General features: G+C 72.9%; 12 protein-coding genes. 3 read left to right on the forward strand and 9 right to left on the reverse strand.

The window, feature by feature from the left end:
* Together AAHM41_RS35555 and cobA are read right to left on the reverse strand one after the other, a co-directional pair.
* On the reverse strand, positions 1–863 hold an 863-nt coding region (locus AAHM41_RS35555), incomplete at its 3' end, for a cobyrinate a,c-diamide synthase (protein ID WP_342241366.1).
* A 2-nt stretch (positions 864–865) separates the two neighbouring features.
* The gene (cobA, locus tag AAHM41_RS35560) at positions 866–1,708 is read right to left on the reverse strand and encodes a uroporphyrinogen-III C-methyltransferase (protein WP_342241367.1); all 843 of its coding nucleotides are present in this window, start codon (positions 1,706–1,708) and stop codon (positions 866–868) included.
* 70 nt (positions 1,709–1,778) lie between these two features.
* On the opposite strand from cobA, the gene AAHM41_RS35565 reads away from it, so the two are divergent.
* Both AAHM41_RS35565 and AAHM41_RS35570 read left to right on the forward strand, forming a co-directional pair.
* A complete protein-coding gene (locus AAHM41_RS35565; protein ID WP_342241368.1) occupies positions 1,779–2,870 on the forward strand; it encodes a cobalt-precorrin-5B (C(1))-methyltransferase in 1,092 nt (363 codons plus the stop codon).
* Positions 2,860–3,615, forward strand: a complete 756-nt coding sequence (locus AAHM41_RS35570) for a cobalt-precorrin-6A reductase (RefSeq protein WP_342241369.1) — start codon at positions 2,860–2,862, stop codon at positions 3,613–3,615. The genes AAHM41_RS35565 and AAHM41_RS35570 overlap by 11 nt, the downstream gene beginning before the upstream one ends.
* On the opposite strand, the gene AAHM41_RS35575 is transcribed toward AAHM41_RS35570, so the two are convergent.
* The 7 genes from AAHM41_RS35575 to AAHM41_RS35605 are packed head-to-tail and all read right to left on the reverse strand — an operon-like array spanning position 3,599 to position 10,405.
* Positions 3,599–4,177: a HupE/UreJ family protein gene (locus tag AAHM41_RS35575; protein WP_342241370.1), complete on the reverse strand. Its 579-nt coding sequence runs from the start codon at positions 4,175–4,177 to the stop codon at positions 3,599–3,601. The genes AAHM41_RS35570 and AAHM41_RS35575 overlap by 17 nt on opposite strands.
* A 29-nt stretch (positions 4,178–4,206) precedes the next feature.
* On the reverse strand, positions 4,207–4,986 hold the full coding sequence (gene cobM, locus AAHM41_RS35580; protein ID WP_342241371.1) for a precorrin-4 C(11)-methyltransferase: 780 nt from the start codon (positions 4,984–4,986) through the stop codon (positions 4,207–4,209).
* Entirely contained in the window at positions 4,983–6,782 is a 1,800-nt protein-coding gene (gene cobJ / locus AAHM41_RS35585; RefSeq protein WP_342241372.1) for a precorrin-3B C(17)-methyltransferase, read from the reverse strand. Before cobJ ends, cobM begins: the two co-directional genes overlap by 4 nt.
* The gene (cobI, locus tag AAHM41_RS35590; protein WP_342241373.1) at positions 6,779–7,483 is read right to left on the reverse strand and encodes a precorrin-2 C(20)-methyltransferase; all 705 of its coding nucleotides are present in this window, start codon (positions 7,481–7,483) and stop codon (positions 6,779–6,781) included. Before cobI ends, cobJ begins: the two co-directional genes overlap by 4 nt.
* Positions 7,480–8,700, reverse strand: coding sequence for a precorrin-6y C5,15-methyltransferase (decarboxylating) subunit CbiE (gene cbiE, locus AAHM41_RS35595; protein ID WP_342241374.1), 1,221 nt, complete (start codon positions 8,698–8,700; stop codon positions 7,480–7,482). Before cbiE ends, cobI begins: the two co-directional genes overlap by 4 nt.
* Positions 8,700–9,323: a precorrin-8X methylmutase gene (locus AAHM41_RS35600; RefSeq protein WP_342241375.1), complete on the reverse strand. Its 624-nt coding sequence runs from the start codon at positions 9,321–9,323 to the stop codon at positions 8,700–8,702. Before AAHM41_RS35600 ends, cbiE begins: the two co-directional genes overlap by 1 nt.
* Positions 9,324–9,331: 8 nt before the next feature.
* On the reverse strand, positions 9,332–10,405 hold the full coding sequence (locus AAHM41_RS35605; protein WP_342241376.1) for a sirohydrochlorin chelatase: 1,074 nt from the start codon (positions 10,403–10,405) through the stop codon (positions 9,332–9,334).
* A 213-nt stretch (positions 10,406–10,618) separates the two neighbouring features.
* Between AAHM41_RS35605 and AAHM41_RS35610 the strand changes: the two genes are divergently transcribed.
* On the forward strand, positions 10,619–11,448 hold an 830-nt coding region (locus AAHM41_RS35610), incomplete at its 3' end, for an SDR family oxidoreductase (RefSeq protein ID WP_342241377.1).

Below are 11,448 nucleotides of genomic sequence, written 5' to 3' on the forward strand. Positions count from 1 at the left end.
CCCCCCCCCCCCCGCCGGGGGGGGGGGGGGGGGGGGGGGGGGGGCTTGTCGATCGAAGGACTCCGGCCCGATGGATCTGGTGATACGAGACCGGCCCCTTGCTTCGGGCCGTCGCTTTCACGGCACGAACCCCCTCCCCCTACCCCTCTCCCGCGGGGGGAGGGGGGACTCATTAGGGCAATTTGCTTTAGCGCCTCGACATCCACCCCCGCCCCGACCGCCTCGCCGGCCGCGGCCAGGAACGCCTCCAGCGCCGCGTGCTCGCCGGCCTGGACCAGGCCGAGATGGCGGGAGGGCAGCGCCAGGGCGGGCAGCCGCGGCACCAGGCCGAGCACCGGCAGGCCGGCATGCGCGGCGGCCTGGCGCAGGATCGCTTCGTGCCGGGCGCTGCCGACCCGGTTGAAGATCACCCCGGCAATCCGGACGTCGGCGCGGAAGGCCCTGAATCCGGCCAGCACAGCGGCGGCGGAGAAACCCTGGCCGCCGGCATCCAGCACCAGCACCACCGGCCAGCCGAAACGGGCGGAGAGATCGGCGGCCGAGCCGTCGCCGACGGCTCCCGGACCCGGCGCGCCGTCGAACAGCCCCATCGCCGCCTCGACCACCAACAGCTCGGCGCCCTCGGCCTGCCGCTCCGCCAGCGCATCCAGCGTCTCCGGCCGCATCGCCCAGGCGTCGAGATTGACGCAGGGCCGCCCGCTCGCCGCGGCGTGGAAGGCGGGGTCGATATAGTCCGGCCCGGACTTGGCCGAAGCCACGGCCACGCCGCGGTCGCGCAGATGCCGCAGCAGGCCGAGCGTCACCACCGTCTTGCCGCTGCCGGAGGCCGGCGCCGCGATCATCAGGGCGGGGCAAGCCCTCATGGTCAGGAGGCCGCCTCGCCCTTCCCGCGGGTGCCGAGCGGGTCCGGGGTCAGGGCTTTGCCCTCGATCGCGCCGAGCCAATCGAGCGCATGGCGCAGCCGCACCACCTCGCCGACCACGACCACCGCCGGGGCTTCCATGCCCTGGGCCGCGACATCCTCCGCCGCCTTGGCCAGCGTGGTCTCCAGCACCCGCTGCTGCGGCGTCGTCGCCCGGCTGATCACCGCCACCGGCTCGGCGGGCGACCGGCCGCCTTCGATCAGATGCGCCGCGATCCGGGCAATGTGCTTGATCGCCATATAGACCACGATCACCGGCGAGCCGCGGGCGATCGCGTCCCAGGCGACGCCGGCGGTGACGTCGCCGCTGGCGTCGTGGCCGGTCAGGAAGGTGACGGCGTGGTTGGTGTCGCGATGCGTCACCGGGATTCCGGCATAGGCCGGGCCGCCGACGCCGGCGGTGATGCCGGGGACGATGCGGAAGGGGATGCCGGCCTCGACCAGGGCCAGCCCCTCCTCGCCGCCCCGGCCGAAGACGAAGGGGTCGCCGCCCTTCAGCCGCAGCACCCGCTTGCCCGCCCGGGCCAGCTGGATCAGCTTGGCGGTGATGTCCGGCTGCTTCGGCGAGGGCTTGCCGCCGCGCTTGCCGGCAAATTCCAGCACCGCGCCGGGCGCGGCCAGGCCGATGATCGCGTCCGACACCAGCGCGTCATAGACCACGACATCGGCCGAGCGCAGCGCGTGCAGGGCGTGCAGCGTCAGCAGGCCGGGATCGCCGGGGCCGGCGCCGACCAGCCAGACCCAGCCGGGCTCGAAGGCCGGAAAGGACAAGGGAAGATCAACCATCAGCGGAACCTTAAAAGCCATGCGGCAACGCCGCTAGGCAGGTTGCGACGCATCCTGTATCGAAACCCGTATGGCCCGTAAACCTGAGGGACCGCTGCGGCGCGGCTGGACCACCGGCGCCTGCGCCACCGCCGCGACCGCCGCCGCCACGACCGCGCTTTTGACCGGCCGCTTCCCGGACCCGGTGGCGATCACCCTGCCGCGCGGCGAGACTCCGTCCTTCGCCCTGGCGCTTGAGGGCCGCGGCGACGGCTGGGCGCGCGCCGGCATCGTCAAGGACGCCGGCGACGATCCCGACGTGACCCATGGCGCACTGGTGGTCGCCGAGGTGCGGCGCGGCGAGGCCGGGTCTGGCGTGCGCTTTCGCGCCGGCCCGGGAGTCGGCACCGTCACCCTGCCCGGCCTGCCGATTCCGCCCGGCGAGCCGGCGATCAACCCGGTGCCGCGCAGGATGATGACGGAGGTCGTATCCGCCATAGCCACCGAGCACGGCGACCCTGGCGATGTGGTGATCGAGATCTCGATCCCGGACGGCGAGAGGTTGGCGCAAAAAACCTGGAACCCGCGGCTCGGCATCATCGGCGGCCTGTCGGTGCTGGGCACCACCGGCGTGGTCGTGCCGTTCTCCTGCTCCGCCTGGATCCATTCGATCCATAGCGGCATCGATGTCGCCCGGGCGCTGGGCTTGACCCACGTCGCCGGCTGCACGGGGTCGACCTCCGAGGCCGCGGTGGTGGCCCGCTACGGCCTGCCGGACACGGCGCTGCTCGACATGGGCGATTTCGCCGGCGGGCTGCTGAAATACCTGAGGGCGCATCCGATCCCGCGCCTGACCATCGGCGGCGGCTTCGGCAAGCTGACCAAGCTGGCGCAGGGCTTTCTCGACCTCCATTCCGGCCGCAGCGAGGTCGATTTCGACTGGCTGGGCGACCGGCTGGCCGAGGCCGACGCCCCAGCCGGGATGGTCGAGCAGGCACGGCGCGCCAACACGGCCAAGCAGGTGCTGGACCTGGCCTCGGGCGCCGGCATCCCGCTGGCCGACCTTGTCGCGCGGCACGCCCAGGCGACGGCGCAGGGCGTGGTCGAGGGCAGCGGGGTCGCGGTCGAGATCCTGGTGTTCGATCGCCAGGGGGGGCTGGTGGGGGCTGCCGATGGCTGGTAGGCGGCTGCTGATCCTCGGCGGCACCGGCGAGGCGGCAGCGCTGGCCCGCGCCCTGGCCGAGGCCGAGGACTGGGAGGTCACCACGTCACTGGCCGGGCGGACCCGGGCGCCGGCGGCGCTGCCCGGCGCGGTGCGGACCGGCGGCTTCGGCGGTATCGACGGGCTGGCGGCGTATCTGCGGGCCGAGCGGATCGACCGGGTGATCGACGCCACCCACCCTTTCGCCGAGACGATGTCCGCCAATGCCGCGGCCGCTTGCGACCGGCTGGGTGTGCCGCTGCTGCGGATCGAGCGGCCGGCCTGGACGCCGGCACCGGGCGACCGCTGGATCGACGTGGCCGATGCCAACGAGGCGGCCGACTGGCTTGCGGGAAATCTCCCGGCCGGCTCTGCGGTGCTGCTGACCCTGGGTCGCCAGGACGTGGCGCCGTTCAAGCGCTGCCCGGAGCTGCGCTTCGTGCTGCGGTCGATCGAGCCGCCGGCGTCGGAGGGCCTGCCGCCGGACTGCCTGCTGCTGAGCGAACGTGGCCCGTTCACGCTGGATGGCGAGCGCGCCCTGATCGCCCGGCACGGCATCCGCGCCGTCGTCGCCAAGAATGCCGGCGGCGACGCCACGGCGGCGAAGCTGGCGGCGGCCCGCGAAGCGGCGATCCCGGTGGTCATGATCCGGCGCCCGACGCCCCTGGCGACACCAGCCGTGGCCGACATCGCCGGGGCGCTGGACTGGCTCAGCCGGCCGCGATGACCACGCCCGCCACGGCGATGGCCGCGCCCAGCGCGCGCTCCACCGGGGCGAAGCGCAGCCGGTTCAGGCCCAGCGCCGCGCCGATGCCGATGCCGTGCAGGATTGCGGTCGCGGCGATGAAGCCGAGCCCGTAGGTCACGGCCGAGGAATCCGGGTGCATCTCGGCGCCATGGGCATAGCCGTGGAACACGGCGAAGACCCCGGTCACCGCCATGCCGATCCACGCCACCGGCCGCACCGCCAGCGCGATCAGGGCGCCGAAGACGACGATCGACCCGGCGATGCCGAGCTCGACCATCGGCAGGCCCAGGCCCTGGATGCCGGCGATGCCGCCCACCGCCATCAGGGTCAGGAAGGCCAGCGGCGCCTGCCAGATATACCGGCCGCCGACCTGGCCGGCCCAGATCCCGACCGCGACCATGGCGAGGATGTGGTCGAGGCCCGAGAACGGATGCGCAAAACCGGCCGAGAAGCCGACCACGTCATGCCCCGGATGGGCATAGGCGGCCACCGGCAGCAGCGTCGCCAGGGCGGTCAGGGCAAGGGTCTTGGCGAGTTTCATCGTGGGTCTCCAGGGTCAGAACGTCAGGGTCAAGCGGAAGCAACTTTCGTGCCGCGCTTCGGGCGCAGCACATGGACATGCGCCGGGTCGTAGAGGGCGCTGTCGGTGAATTCGGTGTCGCCCAGCACGCGGCCGACGAGGATCAGCGCGGTGCGGGTGATCTTCGCCGCGCGCACCCGGGCGCCGATATCGGCCAGGGTGCCACGGATGATCTGCTGGTCCGGCCAGGTGGCGCGATAGACCACCACCACCGGGCAGTCGGCGCCGTAGCGTGGCTCCAGCGCCCGGCGCACCGCCGGGATGTTGCGGATCGAGAGATGGATCGCCAGCGTTGCGCCGGACCGGCCGAGCGTCTCCAGCTCCTCGCCCGGCGGCATGGCCGAGGCCTTCATCGTGGTCCGGGTCAGGATCACGGTCTGGCTGACGTCGGGCAGGGTCAGCTCGGTGCCCAAGGCGGCCGCAGCGGCCGCGAAGGCCGGCACGCCGGGGGTGATGGTGTAGGGGATGCCCAGCGCCTTCAGCCGGCGGATCTGCTCGGCGATCGCGCCGTACAGCGACGGGTCGCCGGAATGCACCCGGGCGACATCCTGGCCGCGGGCGTGGGCGGCCTCGATCTCGGCGATGATCTGGTCGAGATGCAAGGGCGCGGTGTCGATCACCCGCGCATCCGCTGGCGCATGCGCCACCACCGCCTCCGGCACCAGCGAGCCGGCATAGAGGCAGACCGGGCAGCGGGCGATCAGGTCGCGGCCGCGCAGGGTCAGCAGGTCCGGGTCGCCGGGGCCGGCGCCGATGAAATGCACGGTCATGCCCGCTGCGCCTCCGGCTTGTCGCCATAGCCGCGCGGCGTGTAGACGCGCGGGGTGCCGTCGCCGAGCATCAGCGCCCGGCTTTCCGAGGAGCCGACCAGCACCAGGGTCAGCATGTCGACCATCTCGACGGTCAGCTCGCCGAGCGTGGTCACGGTCAGGGCCTCGCCCTCGCGGCCGAGATTGCGGCCCAGCACCACCGGAGTCGCCGCCGGTCGGTGCGCCAGCAGGATCTCGCGGGCCCGCGCCAGCTGGCTGCGGCGGCGCTGCGACACCGGGTTGTAGAAGGCGACGACGAAGTCGCCCTGCGCCGCCGCCGCGATCCGCCGCTCGATCGCCGGCCAGGGCGTCATCAGGTCGGACAGCGAGATGGCGCAGAAATCATGGCCCAGCGGCGCGCCGATCCGGGACGCTGCCGCCTGCATCGCCGAGATGCCGGGCACGGTCGTGACCTCGACCCGGCGCCAGTCCGGCCGGCAGCCACGCTCGATCAGCTCCCACAGCAGGCTGCCCATGGCGTAGATGCCGGCGTCGCCGGAGCAGATCAGGGCGACGTCGCGCCCCTCCGCCGCCAGGTCCAGCGCCGCGCGCACCCGCAGCTCCTCCTCGCCGAGCTTGTAGTCGTGCCGCGCCTTGCCGGCGGCGGCCGGGCCGAGCAGGTCGATATAGAGGCTGTAGCCGACCAGGTCGGAAGCGCGGGCGATCAGCCGGTCGGCCTCCGGCGCCCGCCAGTCGGCCCGGCCCGGCCCCATGCCGATCAGCGCCAGCGTGCCGCGCTTGCGGCCGATCCGGTCGGGGTCGAGGATCGCCGTCGCCTCGGCCACGGCGCAGGTGGCGCGGCGCGACTTGCGCTTCTCGACGACGAGGCGGCCCTCGGGGCCGGCCGCGGCCAGCGCCGCCGCCTCGGCCACGCCATGGCAGCCGATCTCGCGGAACACGACGTCGGACGGGTTGGCGAGGCGCGGCGTCTCGGCCTCCAGCGTCGCTGGGTCGAACACGCGGAGCGGCAGGCCCAGCGCCTGCGCCGCCGCCTGCAGCCCGGCCTCGTCGGCCTTGAGGTCGACCGAGACCAGCGCCGCCACGGCCTCCAGGGCCAAGCCAGCTTCGGCCAGGGTGTCGCGGATCAGCGCCTCGATCTCCGCCGCCTCGGTGCCGCGCTCGCAGCCGATTCCGACTGCCAGTTTCGCCGGGTGAAACACCAGCCGGTCGGGATCGGCAGGCAGGGCCCGGGTGCTGACGACGATCGTCTTTCGCGCGACTGGGTCGAGCGGGAGTTCGGCGTCCGCCAGCCAGGGCAGGTCGCCGTCGAGGCGCACGGCCTCGCCGGCCAGAAGATCGGCGGCGAAGCTCTTGTAATCGCTGGACTCCGACAGCCGCCAGCCGGCCGGCGGGTCGTCCAGCGCCACGCCGAAGCGCAGGTCGCCGGCGGTGGTGATCGCCGGGGCGATGCCGAGGATCTGCCCCACCTGCCGGGCCAGGTCGTTGGCGCCGTGATGGCCGCCCAGCAGCGGCACCACGGCGCTGCCGTCCTCCGCCACCGCCAGCACCGGCGGCTCGGTGCGCTTGTCGGACAGCAGCGGCGCCAGGATGCGGATCAGGGCGCCGGCGGCGCAGAGGCCGATGATCGGCTCGCCTGCCGCGAACAGGGTCCGCAAATGGTCGGCCAGCTTGCCGAAGGCGATGTCGGCGCCGGTGACGCGGCAGGCGGGCGCGTGGATCGCCGCCCCCGGCAGCAGCGGCTTGAGCCGTTGCGCGGTGGCGAGCCCGCCCGCGGTCAGGGTGATCAGCGCCGTCATCGCCACGCCGCCCCGCGCCGATGCGCCAGGATCATCGAGAAATAGGGCACGGTCTCGGGATCGACCTCGCTCAACTTCAGCACGCGCTGGTGGCCCAGCGTGGCCCGTTCGACATAGCGCGCGCCGTCATACAATCCAGCTTCTTCAAGCAATTGTGATATTTTCCTGAAGTTTCGGCTGGGCTTCATGATCGCCACGGCCTCGGCCGCCTGCAGCCTTGGCCGCAGCTCCTCCTCCGGCAGCGGCGCCGGCAAAACCGTCAGCACGTCGTTGCGGGCGGCCAGCGGCAGGCCGGTGGCGGCGGCGCAGGCGGTCAGCGAGGAGACGCCGGGCACCACCTCGACCCGGTGGCGCTCCGCCAGCCGGCCGAACAGATACATGAAGGAGCCATAGAAGAACGGGTCGCCCTCGCACAGCACCGCCACGTCGCGACCAGCATCGAGATGACCGCCGATCTCGACCGCGGCGGCGTCGTAGACCGCCCGGGCCGGGGCCGGATCGACCCGCATCGGCACGCGGATGGCGATCTCCGCCTGGCCGCCCGGGAGGTGGGGCGCCACGATCGAACGGGCGAAGCTGTCGCCGACATCCGGCGCCGGATAGGCCAGGACCGGTGCTGACCGCAGCAGGCGCAGCGCCTTCAGCGTGATCAGCTCCGGATCGCCCGGCCCGACGCCGAGGCCGTAGAGCGTGCCGGTCATGCAGGCCCCCACGGCTTCACCGCGGCCCATTGCGTCACCGGCATCAGCGGGCGCCAGCCGTGATAGCCGCCGATGGGCTCGGCCCGCGACACGGCGATGCGGGACAGGGTGCCGCCGAGCCGGGCCTGGTGGCCGATCACCGCGACCTCGCCCTCGGCCGTCACCACATTGGCGACCAGCCGGCCGCCCGGCGGCAGCGCCGCCCAGCAGGCCTCGACCACGCCCTCCGCGGTGATGCCGCCGCCGATGAACGCCGCATCGGGCCGCGGCAAATCCTCGGCCAGCGCTGCCGGCGCCTCGCCGCGCACCACCTTGAGGAAGGGCGTGCCCAGCGCCGCCGCGTTCTGGGCGATCAGGGCCAGGCGGCCGTCGTCGCGCTCGACCGCCACGGCCCGGCAGCGCGGGTCGCCGCGCATCCATTCGATCGCGATCGAGCCGCAACCGGCGCCGACATCCCACAGCACCTGGCCGGGCGACGGCGCCAGCGCCGCCAGGGTCATGGCCCGGACCTCGCGCTTGGTCAGCTGGCCGTCATGGGCGAAGGCATCGTCCGGCAGGCCGGGCACGGCCGGCAGCACGCGGGTTTCCGGCCCGGCGACGCAGTCGATAGCGATAGTGTTGAGGTCGTCGACCTCGTGGCCGTCCCACGCCGCGGCGGTGGCGCGGACGATGCGCTCGCCCTCCCCGCCCATCCGCTCCAGCACGCTGAAGCCGCTGCGGCCCCAGCCGGTGCGGCGCAGCAGCTCGGCCAGGCGGGCCGGGGTGGTGCGGTCGGCGCTGAGCACCAGGATCTTCGCGCCGGGCTGCAGATGCGGCACCACCAGCTCCAGCGGCCTTCCGTGCAGCGTCACCATGCGGGCCTCGACCAGTGGCCAGCCGAGCCGGGCGCAGGCCAGGCTGAAGGCCGAGGGCGCCGGCAGCACCACCATCTCCGCGATCGGGATGCGGCGCGACAGGGTGACGCCGACGCCGAAGCACATCGGGTCGCCGCTGGCCAGGACGCAGACCCGGCGGCCGCGCAGCGCCTCGATCTCCGGCACCAGGGCCAGCAGCTGCGGCGGCCAGGGGATGCGACGGCGGCCATCCTCCGGCACCATCGCCAGATGCCGCCTGCCGCCGACCACGATCTCGGCGCTGTCGTAGAGCGCTCGGGCGGACGGCGACAGGCCGTCCAGCCCGTCCTCGCCGATGCCGATGACGCTGAGCCAAGGGGCCATCAGATCCCCTCCCGCGCCAGGGCGTTGACCGCGGCCGAGGCCATGGCGCTGCCGCCACGCCGGCCCGGCAGGGTCAGGAACGGCAGGCCGCTCTCGGCCAGCGCCGCCTTGGATTCGGCGGCGCCGACGAAGCCGACCGGGAAGCCCAGGATGGCAGCGGGTTGAGGCGCCCCCTCCTCCAGCAGTTCCAGCAGCCGGAACAGGGCGGTCGGGGCGTTGCCGATCGCCACCACCGCGCCGTCCAGCCGGCCGCGCCACAGCTCGACCATCGCGGCCGAGCGGGTGGTGCCGAGACGGCGGGCCAGATCGGGCAGCGACGGGTCGCCGATCAGCGAGACGATCTCGTTCTGCGCCGGCAGGCGCGAGCGGATGATGCCGGCCTCGACCATGCGGCAGTCGACCAGCACCGCCGCGCCAGCGGCCAGGGCAGCCCGGCCGCGTGCGGCGACGTCGGGGGTGAAGAGCAGGTCGTCCACCACCTCGACCATGCCGCAGGCATGCGCCACCCGCACCGCGAGCCCGGCCACATCCGGCGGAAACCGCTCCAGCCGCGCCTCGGCCCGGATGGTGGCGAAGGACTGGCGGTAGATCGCCTCCGGGTCGCGGAGATAGGCGTGCGCCATCCCGGCCCTCACCCGGCCTTCTTCAGGCTCTTCGGCCCCAGCGGATGGTCGGCATGGGGATAGGGATGGTGGTGATGGTCATGGCTGTGACCGTGATCGTGGCTGTGGCCGTGGTGATGGTGATGGTGATGGTGGCCGTGATCACCGTGGTGATGATGGTCGTGGTGGTGCCCATGGTCATGCGCCGGACCGCCGGAGATGCCCTCGACGTGGTGGTGATGGCTTTCCTGCGGCAGGCCGACCTCGGCCTCGAAGCCCAGTACCTGCATCCGGTACTTGCACATCTGGCAGTTCATGTTGCCGGTGCCGTCGATGATCTCGGCGATCCGCTCCTCCAGCGTCTGCAGCACCAGCGGGTGGTCGTTCAGGTAGCGCGCCTTGACGAACTCGATGCCCGGATGGCGGGCGGCGACGGCATCGGTCGCGTCGTAGATCCGATCGACCAGGATGCCGGTGAACAGGAAATACGGGAACACCACGATGCGGCGGTAGCCGAGCTTGGCCGCATGCTCCAGCGCCGGCTCGACCAGCGGGAAGGTGACGCCGGAATAGGCGGTCTCGCCCCAGCCGAAGCCGATGCCCTCCCACAGCATGCGCATGACCTTGGCGACGTTGGAGTTGGCGTCGGGGTCCGAGGCGCCGCGGCCGACCACGACCAGCATGGTCTCGTGCCGCGCGATCGGCCCGTCCTCGCGCCTGGCGTCGGCGATCTCGACCGCCTCCTGCACCCGCTCGCCGGCGGCGCGCAGCATCTTCACGTCGATGCCGAGCTCGCGGCCGTAGCGGATGGTCAGGCCCGGATGCTGCGCCTGGTACGTGTTGAGCACCGAGGGGATGTCGTTCTTGGCGTGGCCGGCGGCGAACAGCATGCCCGGGATCGCCAGCACCTCGGTCACGCCCTTGGCGCGCAGCCGGTCCAGCCCGTCGCGGATGATCGGCCGGGCGAATTCGAGATAGCCGTAATCGACGTCGTAGTGCGGCAGGCGGCGGCGCAGTTGCAGGGACACGGCGGCGAACTCGTCCACGGCCCCCTGATCCCGGCTGCCATGGCCGCAGATCATCACGCCCAGCTTGCCCGCCATCATGCCCTCCTGGCTCCACGCCATGCCGGCACGGCCAGGACGAGTCCCGGCAGCGGACGGTGGGCGGCACGCGCGGATATCGCTTGGATCTATCCGTCCGATGGAACCCCGTCACCGCAAGTGTCCCGGGGGCGTCGCGGGACGCACCGTCGACGTCCCGGCCGGCACATTGCTATAGGCTTCCCCCGGAAGGCAACAGCGACGCGACACGCGATGGACGATCTGCGACCCGGAAGGCTTTTCGTCTTCGGCCTCGGCTACAGCATGACCCGGCTGGCGCGGCGGCTGCGCGACCTCGGCTGGCAGGTCGCCGGCACCACGCGCGATGCCGACCGCCTGGAGCGGCTGCAGGACGAGGGATTCGAGGCCAACGCCTTCGGCCCGGACCAGCTGCTGGACCCTGCCGCGCTGGCCGGGACCACGCATCTGATCCAGTCGATCTCGCCGGAGTTGTCGGGCGACCCGACGGTGCCGGCGCTGGCCGAGACGCTGCGGGCGCTACCCGAGCTGCGCTGGGTCGGCTACCTGTCGACGCCGTCCGTCTATGGCGACCGCGGCGGCGCCTGGATCGACGAAAGCGCCGATCCGACTCCGGGCTCGCCGCGCGGCTGGAAGCGGCTGGAATCGGAGCGCGCCTGGTTCGCGGCGTTCCAGGACACCGGGGTGGCGGTGCAGGTGTTCCGGCTGGCCGGGATCTACGGACCCGGACGCAGCGCGCTCGACCAGCTGCGGCACGGCCGGGCCCGCCGCATCGACAAGCCGGGCCAGGTGTTCAACCGCATCCATGTCGACGACATCGGCAGCGTGCTGATGGCCTCGATGCGCCAGCCGACTCCAGGGGCGGTCTACAATGTCGCCGACGGCCACCCGTCCAGCCCGAACGACCCGATCGAGCATGCCGCCCGGCTGCTCGGCATCGACCCGCCGCCGCTGGTGCCGTTCGAGCAGGCCGGCCTGTCGCCGCTCGGCCGCGAGTTCTACTCGGAATGCAAGCGGCTGAAGATCGACCGGATCATCGATGAGCTCGGGGTGCACCTCGCCTA

Source organism: Inquilinus sp. OTU3971 (assembly GCF_038440215.1).